General features: G+C 58.8%; 23 protein-coding genes. 8 read left to right on the forward strand and 15 right to left on the reverse strand.

All coding sequences use genetic code 11. The features are described from left to right. Positions 1-28: 28 nt before the first annotated feature. Complete coding sequence (thrH, locus tag KQP88_RS14245) at positions 29-646, reverse strand: bifunctional phosphoserine phosphatase/homoserine phosphotransferase ThrH (protein ID WP_198725141.1); 618 nt, start codon at positions 644-646, stop codon at positions 29-31. Between the two features lie 151 nt (positions 647-797). Here thrH and KQP88_RS14250 point away from each other — a divergent pair, with 151 nt between their 5' ends. Further along, positions 798-1,532, forward strand: coding sequence for a phosphoadenylyl-sulfate reductase (locus KQP88_RS14250; protein ID WP_216703409.1), 735 nt, complete (start codon positions 798-800; stop codon positions 1,530-1,532). 78 nt (positions 1,533-1,610) lie between these two features. Here the strand turns inward: KQP88_RS14250 and cysB are convergent, their stop codons facing one another. From cysB to KQP88_RS14270, 4 genes are all read right to left on the reverse strand, one after another. Further along, positions 1,611-2,585 (reverse strand): HTH-type transcriptional regulator CysB, encoded by a 975-nt coding sequence (gene cysB / locus KQP88_RS14255; protein ID WP_025260576.1) that lies wholly within the window; start codon positions 2,583-2,585, stop codon positions 1,611-1,613. A 145-nt stretch (positions 2,586-2,730) separates the two neighbouring features. Next, positions 2,731-3,231: a universal stress protein gene (locus tag KQP88_RS14260; protein ID WP_216703410.1), complete on the reverse strand. Its 501-nt coding sequence runs from the start codon at positions 3,229-3,231 to the stop codon at positions 2,731-2,733. A 90-nt stretch (positions 3,232-3,321) separates the two neighbouring features. Further along, complete coding sequence (locus KQP88_RS14265) at positions 3,322-4,227, reverse strand: 5'-nucleotidase (protein ID WP_216703411.1); 906 nt, start codon at positions 4,225-4,227, stop codon at positions 3,322-3,324. A gap of 21 nt (positions 4,228-4,248) precedes the next feature. Next, positions 4,249-5,205: a putative 2-dehydropantoate 2-reductase gene (locus tag KQP88_RS14270; protein WP_216703412.1), complete on the reverse strand. Its 957-nt coding sequence runs from the start codon at positions 5,203-5,205 to the stop codon at positions 4,249-4,251. A 282-nt stretch (positions 5,206-5,487) separates the two neighbouring features. On the opposite strand from KQP88_RS14270, the gene KQP88_RS14275 reads away from it, so the two are divergent. Further along, positions 5,488-6,564, forward strand: coding sequence for a 3-deoxy-7-phosphoheptulonate synthase (locus KQP88_RS14275; protein WP_025260580.1), 1,077 nt, complete (start codon positions 5,488-5,490; stop codon positions 6,562-6,564). Between the two features lie 63 nt (positions 6,565-6,627). On the opposite strand, the gene KQP88_RS14280 is transcribed toward KQP88_RS14275, so the two are convergent. Next, the gene (locus tag KQP88_RS14280; RefSeq protein ID WP_025260581.1) at positions 6,628-6,909 is read right to left on the reverse strand and encodes a GNAT family N-acetyltransferase; all 282 of its coding nucleotides are present in this window, start codon (positions 6,907-6,909) and stop codon (positions 6,628-6,630) included. Between the two features lie 612 nt (positions 6,910-7,521). On the opposite strand from KQP88_RS14280, the gene oprI reads away from it, so the two are divergent. Then, a complete protein-coding gene (oprI, locus tag KQP88_RS14285) occupies positions 7,522-7,773 on the forward strand; it encodes an outer membrane lipoprotei OprI (protein WP_002553018.1) in 252 nt (83 codons plus the stop codon). Positions 7,774-7,892: 119 nt separating this feature from the next. On the opposite strand, the gene KQP88_RS14290 is transcribed toward oprI, so the two are convergent. From KQP88_RS14290 to KQP88_RS14300, 3 genes are all read right to left on the reverse strand, one after another. Beyond that, positions 7,893-8,858: a L,D-transpeptidase family protein gene (locus KQP88_RS14290; protein WP_095066950.1), complete on the reverse strand. Its 966-nt coding sequence runs from the start codon at positions 8,856-8,858 to the stop codon at positions 7,893-7,895. 96 nt (positions 8,859-8,954) lie between these two features. Further along, entirely contained in the window at positions 8,955-9,236 is a 282-nt protein-coding gene (locus KQP88_RS14295; protein ID WP_025260583.1) for a hypothetical protein, read from the reverse strand. Between the two features lie 56 nt (positions 9,237-9,292). Next, complete coding sequence (locus KQP88_RS14300; protein WP_216703413.1) at positions 9,293-9,898, reverse strand: arylesterase; 606 nt, start codon at positions 9,896-9,898, stop codon at positions 9,293-9,295. Between the two features lie 10 nt (positions 9,899-9,908). Here KQP88_RS14300 and KQP88_RS14305 point away from each other — a divergent pair, with 10 nt between their 5' ends. Both KQP88_RS14305 and KQP88_RS14310 read left to right on the forward strand, forming a co-directional pair. Continuing rightward, the gene (locus KQP88_RS14305) at positions 9,909-10,592 is read left to right on the forward strand and encodes an ABC transporter ATP-binding protein (protein ID WP_122317868.1); all 684 of its coding nucleotides are present in this window, start codon (positions 9,909-9,911) and stop codon (positions 10,590-10,592) included. After that, the gene (locus tag KQP88_RS14310; protein ID WP_216703414.1) at positions 10,592-13,099 is read left to right on the forward strand and encodes an ABC transporter permease; all 2,508 of its coding nucleotides are present in this window, start codon (positions 10,592-10,594) and stop codon (positions 13,097-13,099) included. The genes KQP88_RS14305 and KQP88_RS14310 overlap by 1 nt, the downstream gene beginning before the upstream one ends. Positions 13,100-13,282: 183 nt before the next feature. Here KQP88_RS14310 and greB read toward each other — a convergent pair whose 3' ends face one another. The 5 genes from greB to KQP88_RS14335 all read right to left on the reverse strand — a co-directional run bounded on the left by greB (position 13,283) and on the right by KQP88_RS14335 (position 18,776). Next, positions 13,283-13,756: a transcription elongation factor GreB gene (greB, locus tag KQP88_RS14315; protein WP_198725153.1), complete on the reverse strand. Its 474-nt coding sequence runs from the start codon at positions 13,754-13,756 to the stop codon at positions 13,283-13,285. A 121-nt stretch (positions 13,757-13,877) separates the two neighbouring features. Further along, the gene (locus KQP88_RS14320) at positions 13,878-15,908 is read right to left on the reverse strand and encodes a methyl-accepting chemotaxis protein (protein WP_216703415.1); all 2,031 of its coding nucleotides are present in this window, start codon (positions 15,906-15,908) and stop codon (positions 13,878-13,880) included. A gap of 359 nt (positions 15,909-16,267) precedes the next feature. Then, positions 16,268-16,576 carry a class I SAM-dependent methyltransferase gene (locus tag KQP88_RS14325; RefSeq protein ID WP_216703416.1) on the reverse strand — a complete coding sequence of 103 codons (309 nt, stop codon included), beginning with the start codon at positions 16,574-16,576 and terminating at the stop codon, positions 16,268-16,270. A gap of 233 nt (positions 16,577-16,809) precedes the next feature. Then, positions 16,810-17,244, reverse strand: a complete 435-nt coding sequence (locus KQP88_RS14330; RefSeq protein ID WP_200995056.1) for a DoxX family protein — start codon at positions 17,242-17,244, stop codon at positions 16,810-16,812. Between the two features lie 104 nt (positions 17,245-17,348). Beyond that, positions 17,349-18,776 carry an MltF family protein gene (locus KQP88_RS14335; RefSeq protein ID WP_216703417.1) on the reverse strand — a complete coding sequence of 476 codons (1,428 nt, stop codon included), beginning with the start codon at positions 18,774-18,776 and terminating at the stop codon, positions 17,349-17,351. Between the two features lie 165 nt (positions 18,777-18,941). Between KQP88_RS14335 and KQP88_RS14340 the strand changes: the two genes are divergently transcribed. From KQP88_RS14340 to KQP88_RS14350, 3 genes are all read left to right on the forward strand, one after another. Further along, a complete protein-coding gene (locus KQP88_RS14340; protein WP_216703418.1) occupies positions 18,942-19,775 on the forward strand; it encodes a TatD family hydrolase in 834 nt (277 codons plus the stop codon). 245 nt (positions 19,776-20,020) lie between these two features. Beyond that, on the forward strand, positions 20,021-21,496 hold the full coding sequence (locus tag KQP88_RS14345; protein WP_200995059.1) for a methyl-accepting chemotaxis protein: 1,476 nt from the start codon (positions 20,021-20,023) through the stop codon (positions 21,494-21,496). A gap of 96 nt (positions 21,497-21,592) precedes the next feature. Then, positions 21,593-21,958 carry an Mpo1-like protein gene (locus KQP88_RS14350; protein WP_216703419.1) on the forward strand — a complete coding sequence of 122 codons (366 nt, stop codon included), beginning with the start codon at positions 21,593-21,595 and terminating at the stop codon, positions 21,956-21,958. A gap of 6 nt (positions 21,959-21,964) precedes the next feature. Here the strand turns inward: KQP88_RS14350 and KQP88_RS14355 are convergent, their stop codons facing one another. Further along, on the reverse strand, positions 21,965-22,762 hold the full coding sequence (locus KQP88_RS14355; protein WP_200995061.1) for an acyl-CoA thioesterase: 798 nt from the start codon (positions 22,760-22,762) through the stop codon (positions 21,965-21,967). Between the last annotated feature and the right edge of the window lie 86 nt (positions 22,763-22,848).

Consider the following 22,848-nt stretch of genomic DNA (forward strand, 5'->3'; position numbering starts at 1 on the left):
CTTGACTGATCGGCATTATTCAAGAATTCTACAACGACAAATCCCGATTCGAGGCCTTGATGAATTCCTTTTTCAGGTCTTCAAAGGTATGCACCGCCGGGAACTGCGGGAATTCACGGATGACGTTATCCGGCGCATGGAACAGGATGCCTGCATCGGCCTCGCCCAGCATGGTGGTGTCGTTGTAGGAATCACCCGCGGCGATGACGCGGTAGTACAGACTCTTGAAGGCCAGTACCGACTGACGCTTGGGATCTTTCTGGCGCAACTGATAGCTGACGACACGATCCGTCTCGTCGGTGATCAACCGATGACACAGCAACGTCGGGAAGCCCAACTGGCGCATCAGCGGCTGAGAGAACTCGTAGAAGGTGTCCGAGAGAATCACCACCTGAAAGCGCTCGCGCAGCCAGTCAACGAACTCGGCCGCCCCGTCCAGCGGCTTGAGGGTGGCGATCACGTCCTGAATATCCGACAGCTTCAGGCCGTGCTCATCGAGAATGCGCAGGCGCTGCTTCATCAGCACGTCATAGTCAGGAATGTCCCGGGTGGTCGCCCGCAGCGATTCGATACCGGTTTTCTCGGCAAAGGCAATCCAGATTTCCGGGACCAGTACACCTTCCAGGTCGAGACAGGCAATTTCCACAGAACACTCCTCCAGGGATTTCGAGATCAAGCGAAGCGGCACTCTAGGGTCTGGTGTCGTTTCAACGCAAGGCCACAGGCCGGTGGTTTTTGTTACCATTGCCGCCATCACGAGCGCTTAAGCGCCACTCTTGTACCTAGGAAGCCGCCTGATGAGCCAACCTTTCGACGTCGCTGAACTTGCCGCGACGTATGCCAACAAGTCTGCCCAGGACATTCTGAAACTGGCCTTCACGCATTTCGGTGACGAGCTGTGGATTTCCTTCAGCGGTGCCGAGGATGTGGTGCTGGTGGACATGGCCTGGAAGCTGAACAAGAACGTCAAGGTATTCAGCCTGGATACCGGACGCCTGCATCCAGAGACCTATCGCTTCATCGAGCAGGTCCGCGAGCATTACGGTATCACCATCGAACTGATCTCTCCCGATCAGCAGAAGCTTGAGCCTTTCGTCAGGGAAAAGGGCCTGTTCAGCTTCTACAAGGATGGTCATGGCGAGTGCTGCGGCATTCGCAAGATCGAGCCCCTGCGCCGCAAGCTGTCAGGCGTCAAGGCCTGGGCAACCGGCCAGCGTCGTGACCAGAGCCCGGGCACCCGCAGCGCGGTAGCCGTCCTGGAAGTGGACAGCGCCTTTTCGACACCCGAGCGCACGCTGTACAAGTTCAACCCACTGGCACAGATGAGCAGCGAAGAAATCTGGGGCTATATCCGCATGCTGGAGCTGCCTTACAATAGCCTGCATGAGCGCGGTTTCATCAGCATTGGTTGTGAACCCTGCACGCGCCCGGTATTGCCGAACCAGCACGAACGCGAAGGCCGCTGGTGGTGGGAAGAAGCAACGCAGAAAGAGTGCGGATTGCATGCCGGGAATCTGATCACCAAGGGTTGATGACCGTTTTCGCGGATGAATCCGCCCCACATACATACCATGTGGGAGCGAATTCATCCGCGAAGGTGTGAAACCCCATCAATGCACGGGCAGCTCAACACCTTCAAACAGTTCTTCAAGCTCCTGCTTGTTATGGCACTGAATCGCTTTGGCCATCACTTCGCGAGTCAGGTGCGGAGCGAACTTCTCGATAAAGTCGCACATGAAGCCACGCAGGAACGTCCCACGACGGAAAGCAATCTTCGTGATGCTGGACTCGAACAGGTCGCTGGCATCAAGGATGACCAGGTCGCTGTCCAGTTCTTCATCCACTGCCATCCTGGCAACGATGCCGACACCCAGATTCAGCCGCACATAGGTCTTGATCACGTCCGCATCCGCAGCCGTGAAGACGACCTTGGGCACCAGGCCCCGATGGCTGAATGCTTCATCAAGCTTGGAACGTCCCGTGAACCCGAATACATACGTCACGATCGGGTATTCGGCCAACAGCTCCAGAGTCAGCTTGGGCACCTTGGTCAGGGGATGGCCCTGAGGCACCACGACACAGCGGTTCCAGCGATAGCACGGCATCATGACCAGGTCACCGAACTGCTCGAGTGCTTCGGTGGCGATGGCGAAGTCCACGGTCCCGTCAGCCGCCATTTCTCCGATCTGTACGGGTGAACCCTGATGCATGTGCAATGCAACATCCGGGTATTGCCTGATGAAATTACTGATCACAGGCGGCAATGCATAGCGCGCCTGGGTGTGGGTGGTTGCAATCGACAAGGTGCCCTTTTTCTCGTTGGAGAATTCCTGGGCGATTTGCTTGATACTTTCGACCTTGCGCAGGATCTCGCCGGCGGTGGTGATAATGCGCTCACCGGCTGGCGTAACTCGCGTCAGGTGCTTGCCGCTGCGGGCAAAAACTTCCACCCCCAGCTCGTCTTCAAGCAAGCGTATCTGCTTGCTGATGCCGGGCTGCGAGGTATAAAGGCTCTGTGCCGTCGCGGAAACGTTGAGGTCGTGGTGCGCCACTTCCCAAATGTAGCGCAATTGTTGAAGCTTCATATGTATCCCTCAAAGCAGATAAACCCTAGGGGTATCAGCGACGGTATATAACTGGATTAATGGTCGAGTGGAGAACGCTAGAACTTTTTATCACCTTTGAGAGGTAATCGCACGCTCGATTTCACTTAAACCATCATTTACACCATCACTCCTGCCCCCGTCCTCTGTTCTGCATCATGGGCACCATGTAAACCGGTACATCAGAAAGCTGTAAAACCCTGGCGGCCGTACGACCGATCGGCGCGCCCTCTTTCGCCATATGGCTATGACTACCTAGCACCAGCAAGTCCACTGCCAGCTCGCGTGTCTGTTCAAGGATCATATTGCAAGGCTCACCCTGGACAACCCTCACTGCGCGGATGAAAGACAGGTCTTTATGACCTTCACCTAGTTCTTCACGAAACCCGTCGAGCATCCGTTGCTCTATGCCATCCATGAATGTACTCACGCCCTTGCCGTGGAGATCCTTCAGCTCATCCTCGCCCAGGTAACTCTGCAACACCGACTCGGCGAACAGCCCCATGGGTTCGACAACATGAATGACATAGAGACCGGCATTGAAAGTTCGAGCCATCGCCAGCGCATGCTGCACTACATAGGGCGCATACAGACCGAGGTCTGTGGCACACAGGATCGAACGAATCATATAACCTCCCAAACAACCGGAATGGCGGAGATTGATTCAGCTTAGCAGCGCAACAAAGACTACGAAGGCGGCTTATTGCGCCTTGCACTTTCAGAGCTTGACTTCATTGCTGATGCCATGAGGAACATGGCCGGTAGCTACGACCTCCCGAGCCTTCTCGCAGTGGCCGGGCTGATCGTCGAAGAACACATCTGCCGCGAACGCTTCAAGAAAGGCCGACTTCTGCAAACCGCCCAGAAACAGCGATTCATCAAGCCGGATATCCCACTCGCGCAAGGTGCGAATCACCCGCTCATGGGCCGGTGCGGAACGGGCGGTGACCAGGGCCGTGCGAATCGGGCAGCTTTCTTCGGGAAACTCCCGCTGCAACAGGTTGAGGGCCGCCAGGAACGGCTTGAAAGGGCCGCCGCGCAGAGGTTCACGGGCAGACTCGCGTTCACTGGCCTGAAAGGCAGCCAGCCCGCCGGTCTGGTAGATACGCTCGGACTCGTCGGAAAACAGCACCGCATCACCGTCGAACGCGATTCGCAACTCGGAACTGGCCGCCCGACGTGCGCCACCCGAGAGAATGGTCGCTGCGGCAAATCCGGCATCCAGGGCGCTGCGCACGTCTTCGGCATGGGTGGAAAGAAACAGATGGCAACCAAACGCCGCCAGATAAGGATAAGGACTGCGCCCGCCGACAAATGCGGCACGGGTGATGTCCAGCCCGTAATGCTGGATGGAATTGAAAACCCGCAACCCGGTGTCGGCACTGTTACGCGAAACCAGGATGACTTCGACCCGCGCCTTGCTGAGGCTGGCGTTGAGGCTCAGCAGCTTTTCCACCAGCAGATAAGCGTCGCCCGGTTCCAGCACCTCGTCTTCATGGTCGATCTGATACTGGCGATAGGCTTCAACCCCATCCGCCATATACACCGCATGGCTTTCGCGCAGATCGAACAATGCTCGCGACGAAATCGCCAGCACCAGTTTTTGCTCATCACGCTCAGCCATGATCGCCTCCTCGCTTGACCACTATTTATTGCGCCGTTCGATGAACGCCAGAGCCTGATAAAGCACCCGGACCCGCGCCATGTCATAGCCGGCGGCCAGCGCTGCAGCCAATGGCCTGGCGTAGATGGCTTCCAGCTCCAGCGGCCGCCCTTCGATGAAGTCGTGGTGCATGCTGGGTTTGTAATCGGGCATCTTGCCGGTTATCTCGAACAGGTGATGAGCATACCCTTCAGGCAGGATATAGCCACACGCCTCGGCGCCCTGCACCACTTCATCCATCAATCCCTTGATCAGTTCACGACTGCAAGGGTCGACCATCAGCGGCGTGGTGCTGGTCTGCAACAGCGCGGACAACCCGTTATAGGGCACATTCCACACCAGTTTCTGCCAGCGCGCCTGCTGCAGGTCAGCCATCGCATGGGATTCGACACCTGCCACCTGGAACAGAGTCGAGCATTCCTCGACGGCAGCCTGACGACTTTCCTGATCGCCAGCCGGGCCGCTGTGATAGCCGATACTCACGGCGCCAAAAGCCTGATGAGCCACAACGCCGGGTTCGACACGGTGTACGCAAATGAAACACAAGCCGCCCAGAAGATGCAGGCTATCGGGCAACAGGAGCCGCAACTGATCTTCGACTCCCAGGCCATTCTGCAAGAGCAGGACTTTTGCGCCCGGCGCCGCAGCCCGTGCAATGACAGGTGCCAGCCCGGCATTACTGGTGCTTTTGGTGCCCACCAGCAACACGTCACAAGGCGGCATATCGGCAACGGAGCAATAGGCCTGAACCGGATCGAGCTTCAGGTTGCCATGCACGGCACTGTTCACCTGCAGGCCATGAGTGACCACTGCATTGAATTCACTGCGCAACAGGAAGTGCACGTCAAAACCGGCACGCGCCAGCATCAGCCCATAAAAACCACCGATAGCACCGGTACCGATAATACCGATCCTCGGTTTGCTCGTATCACGGGTCATCATCTTCCCTCTCAAGATCGTCTGCCTCATGGCAACTCTGATTGTTCGCACACACTATCCGACGCATGCAGTCAGGTTGCAAATTCGCCGCAGAACCGGGCGGCTATCCTTGCTTGAAGTACTGCATTTATTACAGCACGGACAGCCCAAAGCCACGTTTACCCATTGTCGAGGGACGGGGTAACGCGCTAAGGTTCGGCTCCCCGATACGCTCAACCATGCTGGACACCGTCGCAAGAAACACAGCAGGCGGCCAGCACCCGTGACCTGATGAGTAACACGATGGCTGATTTACCGATTGACGACCTCAACGTTGCGTCCAACGAGACTCTGATCACGCCGGATCAACTCAAGCGCGATATCCCTCTTACCGGCACTGCCCTGCACACGGTAAGCCAGGGCCGCGAAGTGATCCGCAACATTCTCGACGGCAAGGATCATCGCCTGTTCATCGTGATCGGGCCATGCTCGATCCACGACCTGAAGGCAGCAAAGGAATACGCCGAACGTCTCAAGACCCTGGCAGCCGAGCTGTCGGACACCCTGTACCTGGTCATGCGCGTGTACTTCGAGAAGCCACGCACCACGGTCGGCTGGAAAGGCCTGATCAACGACCCGTACCTGGATGACTCCTTCAAGATCCAGGATGGCCTGCACATTGGTCGCCAGCTGTTGCTGGACCTGGCGGAAATGGGCCTGCCGACCGCTACCGAAGCGCTGGACCCGATCTCTCCGCAATACCTGCAGGATCTGATCAGTTGGTCGGCCATCGGCGCGCGCACCACCGAATCCCAGACGCACCGCGAAATGGCTTCCGGCCTTTCGTCGGCCGTAGGCTTCAAGAACGGCACCGATGGCGGCCTGACCGTTGCCATCAACGCCCTGCAATCGGTTTCCAGCCCGCACCGCTTCCTGGGTATCAACCAGGAAGGTGGCGTGTCCATCGTGACCACCAAGGGCAATGCCTACGGCCACGTGGTACTGCGCGGCGGCAACGGCAAGCCGAACTATGATTCGGTCAGCGTCGCGCTCTGCGAACAGGCCCTGAACAAGGCCGGTATCCGCCCGAACATCATGGTCGATTGCAGCCATGCCAACTCCAACAAGGACCCTGCCCTGCAACCGCTGGTCATGGAGAACGTCGCCAACCAGATCCTGGAAGGCAACGAGTCGATCATCGGCCTGATGGTTGAGAGTCACCTGAACTGGGGTTGTCAGGCCATTCCCAAAGACCTGTCGGAACTGCAATACGGCGTATCGATCACCGATGCCTGTATCGACTGGGAAAGCACCGAAAAAACCCTGCGCAGCATGCACGCCAAACTCAAGGACGTGTTGCCTAAACGCAACCGGGGTTGATGGCTGTACTGCAATGAAAAACGCCGGGCATATGCCCGGCGTTTTTCATGGTGCGCTGTGCCCTCAGATCTTGGCAGCCTGACGGTGATGACGCTCCATGTAGCGCTCCACATAGGAGCAGGACGGGATCACGGTATATCCCATGCTGTCGGCATAGTTGAGCGCCTGTTCGGTCAGGGCTGCGGCAATCCCCCTGCCACGAAGCTCGTCCGGGACGAAGGTCCGGTAGAAATCCAGTGTCTGTTTCCCCAGGTCCATGTAGGTCAGGTAGGCACGGTGGCCGTCAATATTGACTTCAAATTGATGACCGGTCTTATCATGGTGGATGGACAACGCCTCGCTCATCACTACTCCTCGCGGGTCTTGGAATTGACCCCTACCTTACCGATGTTTTTCCGGCGAAGGAATATCTACGCCACCCCGTGCCTGCCTGGACACCGAGAAGAGCATTGCGATCTTCAGCAAACAGCACCTTCAGATAGTAGGCACCCTTGTAGAAAATGCTCAAGCATATCGATCATAAAAAAGCATGTTCGACCTGCTATTTACAGGCCTGGTTGAACCAGTCCTTGCCGGATGCTGTCGATTGAGACGTCCATGAACATTGAAAGTCACCGCAGTCCTTTTCAGATGACCTGCCCTTCGGGAGCAAGGTGCTGCATTGGACACGAAATGGCCGATATGAAGCCGCAGCACCCGGATTCCGGGGCATGACCGTACGTGTCTTCTCGAGCCATGCGGTCGTCAGACGCACTGTCACAAGATGACACGGCAAAGTGGATAGTTTTTATACAATTTGCTTGAGAAGTAGTGCGGAACACTTTCAAAGCCAAGATTTTTATCCCTTCTTGCGCTTCGTCAGTTTACTTACTACAAACAATGGGTACTATGTACGCCGGTCATTTTCTCACTTTCGAGAGATGACTAATTTAAAGAAAAGTCCTTAAGGGGAACACGATGAACAACGTTCTGAAATTCTCTGCTCTGGCTCTGGCCGCAGTTCTGGCCACCGGTTGCAGCAGCGTCTCCAAAGAAACCGAAGCTCGTCTGACAGCTACCGAAGACGCAGCAGCTCGTTCGCAAGCACGTGCCGACGAAGCCTATCGCAAGGCTGACGAAGCTCTGGCTGCTGCTCAAAAAGCTCAGCAAACTGCTGACGAAGCCAACGAGCGCGCTCTGCGCATGTTGGACAAGGCAAGCCGCAAGTAATAATCCCTCGGGGTTATTGAAAAGGCCGACCCGTTCGCACGGGTCGGCCTTTTTATTGCCTGCGATTCAGTGCTCAGGCCCTGGCCAGCCCGCTCAGGCTGACCATGACTCAAGACAGCTTACTGAAAGATCACAGGCGCTTCGGAAGCCGCAGGCGCAGTGCCCGGAACCGCGATTTCCACCGGCATGCCATCTTCGGCAGCCACCACATCACGCACCAGATCCCAGTTCATGCGCAGGTTGTTGGCCAGATCCTCGCGCTTGAGCAAGGCATTGATGACACCAGTGTGCTTGTCGACCACCGACGGATTGCCCTGATCGTCCAGCGGGGTATGAGCTTCCAGATACACCTTGCCGCCGCTGATACCGAACTTGTACGGCTCGCTGATGATGCGCACGGTTGTGCCAACCGGCGCCATGTCTGCCAGTTCCAGCACGTTGTTGTTGTACATGCGGAAGCAGCCATGGCTGGTGCGCATGCCGATGCCGAATTTCTTGTTGGAACCATGGATCAGGTAACCGGACATGCCCAGTCCGAACTTGAACGGACCCAGCGGGTTATCGGGACCGGCAGGAACGACGCTGGGCAGGATGTCGCCATCAGCCGCGTGCTCGGCGCGGATCGACGCTGGCGGTGTCCAGGTAGGGTTCGGGGTCTTGGCGATCACCTTGGTCACGCCAATCGGCGAACCCCAGCCTTCGCGCCCCACACCCAGAGGATAGGTGTGCACCACGTTCTGGCCCTTGGGGTAGTAGTACATCCGGTATTCGGCCAGATTGATGACGATACCTTCACGCGGACCCGGCGGCAGAATGAAGCGGGTCGGCAACACGATATCGGTGCCTGCACCCGGCAACCATGGGTCGACGCCCGGGTTGGCCGCAATCATCTCCAGATAGCCCAGGTCGTACTTGGTCCCGATATCGGCAAAGGTATCTTCGTAGCGGGCCTTGATCACCTGAACCTGCCCGATGATGTCCTCTCCAGGCGCAGGCAATGGAAACTCCAGTGCATTGACAGAGCAGGCCACAAAAAGAGCGGCAAGCGACAGACAGCGGGTAACGGCTGGAATGCGCGACAACATCCGGGAAGATCCTTCGGCTAAACGGCAAATGGGGGAAATTGATGAAGTGTACACCGGCGCTTGCAGAACCGGGAGACAGGGTCTGAAGAGAGACAGCTAGAGTTCAGGCCAGATCGGGTGCATACCGCGCCGCTGAGCGTCGAGAATAGCCTTGCACAGCGGGCACAGCCGCTCATCGATCAAGGCTTGCTGCTCGACCCCCGACCAGCGTGGCTGCGCCGGGAGCAAAGTGCCGCACAAGGTACGATCAATCGAGCCACCCAGTTCCAGTTGCCGCGCGATCAGATGCACCCTGGCTTCCTGGCACGCGAACAGATCGAGCTGCTCATCGGGCTCGATCATTTGATAGGCATATAGGGACCAGGCGGGACGCGGCATGAGGGGCTCCAGATAGGGGGCGCCACATTAGCCGAAAGCCACCGCCCAGAAAAGCCTCAAAGCAGCGGTTTCAGGCTTGGCCAGACATTTTCCAGCAACTTGCCCTGAGCACTCGGTGCCGGGTGCAGACCATCGTCTTGCATCAGCCCCGGAACGCCCGCCACACCCTCGAGGAAAAAGGGCATCAGAGGGACTTTTTTCTCTTCGGCAAGGGTGCTGTAGACGTCCTCGAAGGCCTTGGTGTAGCGCGGGCCATAGTTGGGTGGAATCCGCATACCCAATAAAAGCACCTTGGCACCCGCTTCGCGAGAGCGATCTATCATTGATGCAAGATTTTGTTGCAATTGTGCTGGCAGTTGCCCCCGCAGCCCGTCATTGCCACCCAATTCGAGAATAACCAGCTCCGGCTTATGCTCTGCAAGCAGCGTGGGCAGCCGCGCCAGGCCTCCGGCACTGGTGTCGCCACTGATGGACGCATTGACGACTTTATCGGTGTATCCCTCGTCGCGCATGCGCTGCTCGAGCAGGCTGACCCAGCCGACACGGGTATCCATGCCGAAAGCCGCGCTGATACTATCTCCAACGATCAATACCGTGCCCGCCACTGCCCCTTGTGACAGCAGCAATAACCCCAGGCCAGCACTTAAAAACCACGCACGCATCGGATTCTCCATGAGTGAAAGTATTCTCAGTGCCCAAAGCCTCAGCAAAGTGGTCCCCAGCACCGAAGGTGACCTGACTATCCTGCACGAACTCTCTCTGGAACTAAACAAGGGAGATACGCTGGCCATCGTTGGTTCCTCGGGTTCCGGCAAATCCACCCTGCTGGGCCTGCTGGCCGGGCTCGACCTGCCGAGCGCCGGTGCCGTGACCCTGTCGGGCCGCAACCTGAGCCAGCTGGATGAAGACCAGCGCGCCAGGGTTCGCGCCGAACACGTCGGTTTCGTCTTCCAGTCGTTCCAGTTGCTCGACAGCCTCAATGCCCTGGAAAACGTCATGCTGCCCATGGAGCTTGAAGGCCGCAAAGACGCCCGGGAAAAGGCCCGCAGCCTGCTGGAACGTGTCGGACTGGGCAAACGCCTGACCCACACCCCACGCCAGTTGTCCGGTGGCGAGCAGCAACGGGTGGCGATTGCCCGAGCCTTCGCTGCCGACCCGGATGTGCTGTTCGCCGACGAACCCACCGGCAACCTGGACAGCCACACCGGCGAGCGCATCAGCGACCTGTTGTTCGAGTTGAACAAGGAGCGCAACACGACGCTGGTGCTGGTCACCCATGACGAGCGTCTGGCCCATCGCTGCCGACGCCTGATCCGTCTTGAAGGTGGGCGACTGGTCGCCCCTCTGGAGCCTTGATGGCACGCCTGCCCTTTATGCGCCTGCTCAGCCTTGCCGCCCGCCAACTGCTGCGCGATGCCCGCGCAGGCGAGTTGCGTGTGCTGTTCTTCGCGCTGGTGGTCGCTGTTGCCGCCAGTACCGCCATCGGTTACTTCGGTGCGCGCCTCAATGGCGCCATGATGCTGCGGGCGACCGAATTCCTCGGTGCCGACCTGATCCTGGAAGGCTCAAGCCCTGCCCGTCCCGAACAGATTGAAGCCGGCGAAAAGCTCAAGCTCGATCATGCGCGCATCGTGCTGTTCTCCAGCGTGATCGCCACCGACAGCGGCATTCAGCTTTCCAGCATCAAGGCCGTGGATGACGTCTATCCGCTGCGGGGCGATCTGAAAAGCGCACCCGACCTCTATCAGCCCGAGCAGATCGGCAATGGCCCGGAGCCCGGCGAAGCCTGGGCCGAGGCACGCCTGTTACCGGCTGTGAACCTGAAGATCGGCGACAACATCGATGTCGGCTCCAGAACCCTGAAGCTGACTCGCATCCTCACCTACGAGCCTGATCGTGCCGGCAACTTCTACAGCCTGACGCCCCGGGTGATGATCAACCTGCAAGACCTTGCCGCCACCGGTGTCGTGCAGCCGGGCAGCCGGGTCGAGTACCGGGAAATGTGGAGCGGCCCACCCGAAGTGCTGGCCGCCTACCGCAAGGCCATCGAGCCGGGTCTTGAGCCTCATCAGGAAATCAAGGACGCCCGGGACGGCAGCCAGCAGATCGGCGGCGCACTGGGCAAGGCCGAGCGTTATCTGAACATGGCGAGTCTGGTGGCTGTGCTGCTGGCGGGTGTCGCCGTTGCACTCTCGGCATCGCGCTTCGCCGCCCGGCGTTTCGACTCCAGCGCGCTGCTGCGCTGCCTGGGTCTGTCTCGCAGCGAAACCATGACCCTGTTCAGCCTGCAACTGGCAATCATCGGCCTGATGGCCAGCTTGAGCGGTGCCCTGCTGGGCTGGCTGGCGCAACTGGGTCTGTTTGCCCTGCTGCAAAGCCTCTTGCCGGCCACCGTTCCTGCTGGCGGCCTGATGCCCGCCTTTGCCGGGATCGGCACCGGACTGGTTGCCCTGGCCGGTTTTGCCCTCCCGCCACTGGCCGCCCTGGGCCGCGTACCGCCGTTGCGCGTACTGCGTCGTGACATGCTGCCGATTCCGGCCAGTTCCTGGCTGGTCTACGGCGCGGCACTGCTGGCGCTGGGCCTGATCATGTGGCGTCTGAGCCTGGATCTGGTGCTGACCTTCGCCCTGCTGGGTGGCGGCATCGTGGCCGCGCTGGTGCTGGGCAGCCTGTTGCTGCTGGCTCTCAAGAGTCTGCGCCGCCTGTTGTCCGGCGCGTCCCTGCCATGGCGCCTGGGTCTGGGCCAGTTGCTGCGCTATCCATTGGCGGCTGCCGGTCAGTCACTGGCATTCGGGCTGATTCTGCTGTCCATGGGCCTTATCGCCCTGCTGCGCGGCGAACTGCTCGACACCTGGCAGAACCAGTTACCCAAGGATGCGCCGAACTACTTCGTGCTCAATGTGCTGCCTGCCGAGAAAGATAACTTCGCCCAGACCCTGAGCCGACTGTCGACCCACTCCGCCCCGCTCTACCCCGTGGTGCCGGGTCGTCTGGTGAATATCAACGGCCAACCGGTCGGCAACTTCGTGACCAAGGATTCACGAGGCGAAAATGCGACCCGTCGCGACCTGAGTCTGACCTGGGCAGCCGATATGCCCGAAGGCAACAGGCTGACGGCCGGCCAGTGGTGGGCACCGACAGCCGCTGCTGACGCCAAACCCGGTGTCTCGGTGGAAGCCAAGCTGGCAGACAGCCTGGGGATCAAGCTGGGGGACAACCTGAGCTTCATCGTCGGCGGCCTGACTCGCGAAGCAGTGGTCACCAGCCTGCGGGACGTGAACTGGGACACCTTCCAGCCCAACTTTTTCATGATCTTCCAGCCCGGCACACTCACCGACTTGCCGACCACTTACCTGACCAGCTTCTATCTGCCGCCCGGCCAGGACAAGCAGATCGTCGAGCTTTCCCGTGCCTACCCGGCCATCAGCATCCTGGGCGTGGAAGCCCTGCTGGCTCAAGTGCGCAGCATCCTGGATCAAGTGACCCTGGCCGTGCAGTTCGTGCTGCTGTTCGTGCTGGCGGCCGGCATTGCCGTGCTGTTTTCGGGATTGCAGGCGACACTGGATGAGCGTATCCGCCAGGGTGCCCTTTTGCGTGCCCTGGGTGCCGAACGCAAGCTGCTGATCAAGTCGCGCCGGATCGAGTTCGGTCTGCTGGGTGCGGCCAGTGGTTTGCTGGCCGCGCTGGGCTGTGAACTGGTCAGTCTGGTGCTATACCGTTACGCCTTCGATCTGGCCTGGCAACCGCACCCATGGCTGTTGCTGCTGCCACTGATCGGCGCCCTGCTGGTCGGCGGCGCCGGCGTTTTCGGCACAAGACGCGCCTTGAATGCCAGCCCGCTGGCGGTTTTGCGCGAGGGTTGAGGCTTTCGCTCCCACACCACTCATGTGGGAGTCACTTGTGGGAGGGGCCTTGGCCGCGACGACTTGCTTACAGGCAACACATTTTCAGCGCCTGATGATGAAGCTGTCGCGGCCAAGGCCCCTCCCACGGATTGTGATCCAGCCACTTGCTTTTTGACACCATGCAGGATTTATCCGCGAATATCACTGGCCATAACTAATCTCATTGATCCACCAAAGCACCTCTCCCCCAGGTGTCTGCACCACCGCCTCATCACCCACTTCCTTTTTCAGCAGCGCACGAGCCATGGGTGAGTCGATGGAGATGTAGTCGTTGCGGCCGTAGATCTCGTCATACCCCACGACGCGGAATTTCTTGACCTCACCCGCTTCGTTTTCGATCTCCACCCAGGCCCCGAAAAAGACTTTGCCTTCCTGCTCGGGGGAATAGGCAACCACCCGCACATCCTCAAGCCGCTTGCGAAGGTAGCGAACCCTGCGATCGATCTCGCGAAGCAGCTTCTTGTTGTACTGATAGTCGGCATTTTCACTACGATCCCCCAGCGATGCCGCCCAGGTGACCTTGCGGGTGGTATCGGGACGCTTTTCCCGCCACAGGTAATCCAGCTCCTTTTTCAGGGCCTCATGACCTTCCGTTGTAATGATGTTTGTAGGCAAAAGAGGATTCTCACTAACCAGCGGGAGTCGAAGAAATAGAGAAGGGGATAGTAGAAGTTGCGAGCGGCAAGCTGCAAGCTGGAAGAGCAGGCCTTTCAGAGGACTGAAAGGCCTTTGGAGCTTATCGGGATAACTGGAAGCGGCTGACCACGGTGCGCAGTTCGCTGGCCAGTGAGGACAGTTCGTCTGCGGTTGCAGCGTTGTCATTCACGCCATCCATCACCACCAGACTGCTGCTGCGGATGCCCATGACGTTGCGGTTGATATCTTCCGACACCGAGTGCTGTTGCACGGCTGCGCTGGCGATCTGGGTGTTCATGCCCACGATGCCGTCCACGGCTTCGTTGATCTGTTGCAGGGTTCCCGAGGCCTGTTCGGAAGCATCCAGGCACGCATGGGCACGGTCCTGCCCGGCTTTCATCTGCTGCACGGCTTCGTCCGTCGCATCTTGCAGTTGCTGAATGATGCGACGAATTTCCTCTGTGGAATTCTGGGTACGCGACGCCAGGGTGCGCACTTCGTCTGCGACCACCGCAAAGCCTCGACCCTGCTCGCCGGCCCGCGCCGCTTCGATGGCCGCGTTCAACGCCAGCAGGTTGGTCTGGTCGGCAATGGTGCGAATCACCTCGATCACGCCGCCGATTTCCTGGCTGTGAGTCGCCAGGGCTTCGACTTTCTGGCCACTGAGCTGAACTTCATTGACCAGGGCTTCGATGGTTGCCCGAGTGTCACCCATGACTTGCAGGCCCTTGGTGGAAGCACTGCTGGCCGCTTCGGCAGCGCGTGCAGCACCTTCGGTGTTCTGCGCCACATCGGCCACACTGGTAGTCATTTCGTTGATAGCGGTGGCGACCTGTTCGGTCTCGGCCTGCTGGGCATTCATGGATTGCTTGGCCTGACTGATCGAGCGCTCCAGACGTTGCGCGGACTCGGAGACAGAATGTGAACTGCTCTCGACCTGGCTCAAGGAATGGGAGAAGGCTTCGACCATGCTGTTGAGGCCAGTACCGACATCACCGATCTCGTCACGACTGCCTACTTTGACACGGGCAGTGAGGTCGCCTTGGGCAATGCGGGCAGTCACGCTCAGCAGTTCTTCCACTGCGCTGCGCAAAGCACTGTAAATGCCTGCAAAGGCGTACAGCAGCAAGACGCCGAGAACGACGAACAGGCCGATAAAAAACATGCGCTCATTGTTACGATCCTGCAGGCGGGTGGCGATCTGGCTCTGCAGCGAAGCCTGCATCTGCTCCTGAGCCTTGTAGAACTGCGCTACCACGGCATTGCCGCGCTCACCCAGGGTGTTGGCGTTTACGTTCGAGCGCTGGCCCGGATCCAGATAGTCCATCAGGTCACGGCTCAGGTTTTCCAGGTCGTTGATGGCCAGGGTTACAGGTTGCTCCACCACATCTGTGAGAGCCGGCTCCTGGCGACGCAGCAGACGCAGGCTCTGCTGCAACTCCTGGCGAATCTGGGCTTCCTGCTTCATCAGGTTCAGGGCAAAGGCGCGGGTGGTCTCGTCAATCTGGCGGTCGGCACTGAAACCGGTGGCCAGGCCGCGAATCTGTCCGATCACATTGATTTGCCTGGGCAGTCGCAAGGTGCTCAGGTCGATCAGAAACAACGAGCCATAGTCTTCGTCCAGAATCATTCCGGAAGTGGCCGAAATGTAATAGATAAAACCCAATACCTTGGTCAACTGGTCGTTCCAGGCACTGAAGAGGGTCAATGGATCCCCACCGCTCTTGGCTCGTTCGATCAATTCACGGGTATCGGCACGCAACTTCTGCACCCGGTCAGCGGTTTCCAGATACTTGCCGAACTTCCCGTCCTGGATCGCCAGTTCGTTGAAGGCCTGCTCAAGTTTCTCGGCATTGCGAGCAACATCGGCCTTGGCGCCTTCATTGCCGCTGAGCATGCTGTGGGTCAGGGCCCGTTGCATCATGGACAGGCGTAGTACAGGGGTAACGTCCAACAGGTATTTCTGGCCTACCTGCTCATGACTCAGCGTGTCGATGCTGGCGTTGAGCGTCTGCATGACCCGGATACCGAGAAAAAGCAGAGGGATGAGGACAATGACACCAAGGATAAAAAACTTTATGGGGAAGCGGACACGGTTTGTAACGTAAACGGCAGGGCTCAATATGTTCATCAGATTCTCATTCACTATTTTTTAGCGACAGCCGTTCAGGGCCTTTTTTGAGACGATCCCTTTCTCGTTTGTGTTGGTGTATTTATGCGAAAAATCGGTGCGTCAGGCTTTGTACGAAAAGTCGGAGAGATGCGATCAGTCATGACAAGGACAGGCGATGAGTGGCCTGGGTCACGCACTGGTTCCAGCGTTGTAAAACGCTGTCAGGGATTTGCACTACACGACCTCGCTATCGACTGAAGCACGGAAAGCTTCATGCCAATCGAGTCGTCAGCGGACGGAAGGTCACGGGTTGCACGATCGCAACCCGTTTCGGGAGGGCTTGAATAACGAGAGAGAACGGCGGGTTGCAGTACTTGTCAGCCGAGTGTGATAAACCCCTGACGGGCAATGCGCGTCAGATCACGGATGACCTGCTCGACGTTGTCGGCATCCGGAGTCTGAATCACCGCCAGATCGAACTGGTCATTGGCGTAATGAGCCAGCGATTGGGTCGTATCGGCAAATTGAATAAGAAAGGCGCAGGAACCGCCGCGACGTCGAGGCCAGCCATCCAGATAACGCAACAGCGTCGGCTGATGTGAACCGCCCAACAGGATTTTCGGATTCTTGCGCGACAGCACAGTGGTAATCGGGGACAGGCGAGCGAGGGGGCGCAGGTTGTTCATGGTGTCTTGTCTCAGCCTCGGGAGGTCCGCTGGGCAGCGGTGGGAGGCAACACCGAACCAACGTTTTAGCGGTATTTCGACAAGGTCCGGGCCTTGCCTGGCGCCCCGCAAGTAGTTGTTAAATCGGCGCCTGCCAGCATCCTAGAGAAGCCGTTGGTTAATTGTCAAATGCCATCAACCAGAAAGGCCCGCCTTTCACAAGGCGAGCCTTTGCTGATACCCATGCCGCTCCATTACCTGGCGATGGCGCTATCCACCGAGAGTTTGCCTGCACCTTCGATCAGAATCGCAATGGCACCACCCAGCAGAGCCAGGGCGAACTCATAACCATTGTTGGCCATGAACAGCCCGTTGCCGATGTGCACCGAGAAAATCGCCACCAGCAACAATACCGCCAGGCCCAGAGCAGCCGGGCGAGCCAGCAGGCCGATCAGTACGGCCAGGCCACCGAAAAACTCGACACTGCCCGACAGCAGCGCCATCAGATAACCCGGATTCAGGCCCTGACTGGCCATGAACTGCGCCGTACCTTCCAGGCCATAACCGCCAAACGCACCGAACAGCTTCTGGCTGCCGTGAGCGATGAAGATGATGCCGACGATGATGCGCAATACAGTCAGGCCATAGCCAGCGCGAGTGGAGAGTACCGATTTGATGGTTGCGTTCATGGTGAGTTGTTCCGTTACTGATTAAGTGGGAGTGGTGCCATCATAATCAAATCAACCAATATGAAAATCGCAAAAATCTCAGCATAACAATCGAATAATTCGATTTATCTTCTGATGACAGACTTTTCAGACGTGTCCTTCTCCAGCGCACCACGCTCGCGATCGAACGCCAGGTAATACTTGTTCACGCTGTTCACGAAGCTGACGACGTTGGCACTGCCCTGCTCCATGGCAATACGTTCGGTCTGGAAGAACCACTGATTGGGGTTGAGGCCACGACGGCGCGCCTCGTCGCGCATACCTTGTACCCGCTCCGGCCCCAGGTTGTAGGCCGCCAGCACAAAAGCCATGCGCTCGCGCTCGTTGACCCTGGGGCTGGCGAAGTACTTGCTGCGGATCAGCGCCATGTAACGGGCACCGGCCTGCACATTCTTGTCGGCCGTCTGGATATCGGAAACTCCGACCCGTTTTGCCGCCGACGGCGTGATCTGCAGCAACCCCGTCGCCCCGCCGCTGCCCTTGGCCGCCGGGTCCAGTTTCGATTCCTTGAACGCCAACGCTGCCAGATCCAGCCAGTCCATGTCCTGGGCGTCGGCATGGCGTTGCAGCATGGGGCGCAGTTTTTCCAGGCGCTGAAGATTGGTGCGCACCAGAGGGTTGTTGACCCGATAGGTATTCTTGTAGGCCTTTTCGAAAACGAGGTCCTGATTGGCAGGAGGCTTATAGGTCTTGAGGAAATCATCGATACTGGCGCGCAAGCGGGTGGCGTCCTGGCGCACGAACCAACTGATGTCGTCGTGGGTACGCAACGTCAGGCTGCGGTCCAGACGCAGCTTGGGCATGACTCTGGCCCAGCGCTCGGCAATGGGTTGCTCCACCAGCGTCAGGGGATAGATACCCGCCTGCACCATTTCCAGCACGTCTTCCACTGCAAGGCTGGGGTCGACCCACTCGATACGTACCGGTGCCAGTTTGCGCAATGCCAGCTGCTGATTGACCTGATGCAGCGCTTCATCGGCCATGCTGCCGGCCGGCAGACTCAGGGTGCGCCCTGAAAGCTGCTCGACATTCCGGTAGCTGCGCCCTCCCCTGACACCCACCAGAATCAGTGGCACGTCACGAATGATCGGCTCGCCTGCATTGATACCCTTGGCGTTGGCGGTATCGAGCAACTCACCCGGCGCCACCAGATCACCCTCGCCGCGCTGCAGGGCGGCAAGCAACTGATTCTTGGCTTTGGGGATGATCTTGAAGGTCACTTTCTGGCCGTTGCGAGCATGGCCATTGAGGTATTGTTCGAAGGCTTGCAAGCGCTGATATTCGATGCCGATTTCCTGCCCCTTGACGTCACCGGAGCTGTTGCGGCTCTGATTGACCAGCACCCGCAATACCTTGCTGCTGCGAATCGCCTCCAGGTCCCGCACCTGAGTCTTGTGCTGCGCAGCCTCCGGTCCCACCTGACGGGCAGCCGCGGGCAAAGGCGACAGCGCCACTAGGCAAGCGATGGGCAAAAGCAGGGCTCGAACGGTCATTCACGCTCCGGGGAAACGCCAGAAAAGACAGAAAAAAGAATTGCTCAGGGACGCGTCACACACAAAACCGTTAAACCTTCAGGTTCAACCTGCTGAATACATTGCATTTTCTTGTTATTACCGAAGCTCTGATATCCTCGGCAGCCTTCGGCTGGAGGTAGCACCATGCAACTCATCGACATCGGCGTCAATCTCACCAACGCAAGCTTCGACTCGCAGCGACAGGCGGTACTCGACCGGGCCTATGCCGCTGGCGTGTCGCAACTGGTCGTCACCGGCACCAGTGTCGAGGGCAGCGAACAGGCTCTGGAGCTCTGCCATGAACTGGATGAAAGCGCTCTGCGACTGTTCTCCACAGCAGGTATTCACCCCCATTCAGCGAGCGATTGGACACAGGACACCGAACAAAAGTTGCGGGCACTGCTCAAGGAATCCCGCGTGCGGGCAGTCGGTGAATGCGGGCTGGATTTCAACCGTGATTTCTCGCCCCGTCCCCTGCAGGAAAAGGTGCTTGAAGCCCATCTGGCACTGGCCGTGGAGTTGCAACTGCCGGTATTCCTGCACGAGCGCGATGCCAGCCAGAGACTGCTGGAGATTCTGCGCGACTACCGCGATCGCCTGCCTGCGGCTGTGGTGCACTGCTTTACCGGGGAGCAGAAGGCACTGTTCAGTTATCTGGATATGGACCTGCATATCGGCATTACCGGCTGGATCTGCGATGAACGCCGGGGCACCCATTTGCATCCGCTGGTCCACAACATCCCTCGTGGCCGCCTGATGCTGGAAAGCGATGCGCCTTACCTGCTGCCGCGCAGCCTGCGGCCCAAGCCGAAAAACGGTCGCAACGAACCGGCTTATCTGCCAGAGGTGCTGCGTGAAGTGGCCTTGCACCGCAACGAAAGTCAGGCCGACCTGGCCAGCCATACCACAGCCTGCGCCCGTGATTTCTTTGGTTTGCCGGATTTCGTGGAGCCAGTCGGGGAAATGCAAGGTCAATAACACTTTGTGTGGGAGGCAGCTTGCTGGCGACTTCAGCGTACATACCCGGAATATCTGTCGGTTTTCAGGCCTTTTTCGCCAGCAAGCTGCCTCCCACAGGTGTTGCGTGTGTGCCTTGACTGATCGGCATTAACCAAGGAAATGTGACGTTACCTTGACCCGTATCAACTGTTTGTTCAGTGGCTGAGGCATCGTGATGGCACCTTGCTGCACATCTCTAACGATCAACCAAAAGAAGACCACTCATGGGCTCATTGCTTAGCAACCTCTCACTGAAGTACAAGTTCTGGGCCGTCAACGCGGTCGCATTCATCACGACCCTGCTCCTGGTGGTTTACGCCGTGGAGCTGGAGCAACAGGCCCGCCAGGAAACCGCACGAGACGCCGCCCAGGCACAGGCACGCCTGATCGCCGCATGGCCCGCCGCGCAACCCTTGCCCTCCTCAGCCAATATCCTGACCTACGCGCAGGGCCAGACGCCGAGCCTGAACAGCCAGCCTCTGCCACAACTGAGCAATGCCACGGACTGGGTTGCCCTGGATAAACAGGCAGGCGATCAGTCTCTGGTCGGCGCGCAGGTCGTCAGCCGCGCCGATGGCCAGCGCGTTGCCGTACTGGCCCTGGCACCCACAGCCTTGCAGGTGCTTGAGGATCGCTTCGCCAATTACGCCGTAGCAGTATTCGTGCTGATGATCGCGATGCTATGCGCCTCGCAATTGCTGATCCGCTTCATCCTCACCCAGCTCAACGCCCTCAAGGATGTGATGCTGCATGTCGAGAAAAGCGGCGATCTGTCTGCCCGAGTTCCCAACGGCAGCGACGATGAAGTCGGGCAGATGGCCAAGGCCTTCAATGCCATGCAGGCGGGCTACCAGCGGGTGGTCAACACCGTCTCGCAGACCGCTACCCGCCTGGATGAAGGCGCAGCTCACCTGGCCTCGGGCATGAAGGATGTACGCCACGGCATGCTCGGCCAGCAAAGCGAAACCGATCAGGTCGCTACGGCAATCAACGAAATGACAGCCACTGTCCATCACATTGCCCAGCACGCCAGCACCACACGGGATCAGTCCCAGACTGCAGACAATCTTGCAGGCAGCGGCAAGACCGTGGTCGACCGGGTACAGGTTTCCATTGCCGGGCTTTCCAGCGGCGTGCAGCAGACTGCGCAGATGATCCAGCGCCTTGCCGAAGACAGTCAGAAGATCAACGGCGTGGTCAACGTGATCCACAGCATCGCCGAACAGACCAACCTGCTGGCCCTGAACGCGGCCATCGAAGCGGCACGTGCCGGGGAAATGGGTCGTGGTTTCGCGGTGGTTGCCGACGAAGTCCGCAATCTGGCCAAGCGGGTGCAGACGTCCACCGACGAAATCACCGGCATGGTGTCAGCCCTGCAGGCCGGAACCCGTGATGCCGTGGACTTCATGCAGGACAGCTCCTACAAGGCCGATGAGTGCGTGCAACAGGCCCAGGAAGCCGGTGAAGCGCTGGCGGCCATTGCCGGTGCTGTGGCGCAGATGCGTGAAAGCAATACCCAGATCGCCGTGGCAGCCCAGCAACAAAGTCAGGTGGCCGAAGAAATGAACCGCGCCGTGGTCAGCATTCGCGATGTCACCGAGCGCACCGTGACCCAGACCGTGGACTCGGCCTCAACCAGTGACGATCTGGCCACACTGGCAGGCGAACTGAGCAAGGCCATCGGCCAGCTCAAGCTGTAAAGGCCTATCGCACCGATAGTCAGGCTTGGCTCGCGGACAAACGGAGCCAGGCCTATTCTTCAGGACATTGAAATAGGTTTTGAAGAGGACAGCAGTATGGGCAAGCGACTTCCCAATCTCCCCACCTGGCAATGGCGCGGCTATGCCGACAACCATCAGCACCCGGCCAATCTTGTCCTGCACCTGATTGCCGTGCCGCTGTTTATCCTTGCGGCTCTGCTGTTGCTCGACGGGATCTTCTCCCTGAGCTTTTCCTCGATTGCGATTGGCATCATCGGCCTGATCGCCGCCCTGGGTTTCCAGCGCCACGGCCACTCCCTGGAAGCCCAGACGCCAGAACCCTTCAGCGACAGGAGCGACGCGGTAAAACGTCTGCTGACCGAACAGTTCGTGACTTTTCCACGCTTCCTGTTGAGTGGCGCCTGGTGGCGGGCCTGGAAGCAAAGGCATAACCGCCGATAAGACGGCTTAACCGAACACCGTGACCGTCTGCCTGCTGATCGCCACCAGTTGACCATCAGGAGCCCACAGCATGGCAGCGGTATGCCCATAACCATCGCGGGCATGTTCGATCACGGCGCGGTAGCTGCACCAGTCAAGCGTATTCAAGGCCGGTTGCGGCTGCACGAACTCGATGGTCCAGGTCAATGAACTGCCGGGAGTGGGTTTGCTCAAGTGTGGCAAAAGTGCAGGCGGCCAGGTGTCGACCATCGCCAGAATATGCGCTTCAGTGAGTGGCTGAGGCTCTACCTCATCGCGAAAACGCACATAACCGCCAATGGCAGGTGACGGGGTATTGCTGAACGGCAGGCCACCCAGCGCCCAGCGCATTTCCATGAAACGCATGTATTCGGGCATCACGCCGCTGATAAAAGGCAGTGCCGGGCAATGCTCAAGCGCCTTGAGCTCGGGAGCCGGATCAGCCGCGACCGCAACCACCGACTCACGCGCCGCACCGAAACTGCCCTGCATCAGGGTCATCACCTGCCCGTTCTGCATCGCTCGCCCCAGCACCTGACTGACCGCCTTGCCCTCGCGCAGGATGTCGACCTCGAAGGAGATCGGCACGCCTGGCTCGGCTGGCCCGACAAAGGTGATCGCCAGGGAACGCACCGGTCTGTCCTGAGGCACACGACCGCGCATGGCCTCATATTGCAAGGCCGCCATCAGCCCGCCAAAGCAGGCGCGCCCCTGTGACCACAGAGCCGGGATGGTGACAGACTGGGGGTTGTCGCGCACCGCGTTGAGCAGATCGGAAAAAGTCATGGGAACCTTGGCGTAGGAAAAAGCTGACAGTCGTCATATTAACGACCCCGCCACCTACTGACAGACGCCGTATCGGCCATATTTGC

This window comes from Pseudomonas lijiangensis (assembly GCF_018968705.1).
Taxonomy (GTDB): Bacteria; Pseudomonadota; Gammaproteobacteria; order Pseudomonadales; family Pseudomonadaceae; genus Aquipseudomonas; species Aquipseudomonas lijiangensis.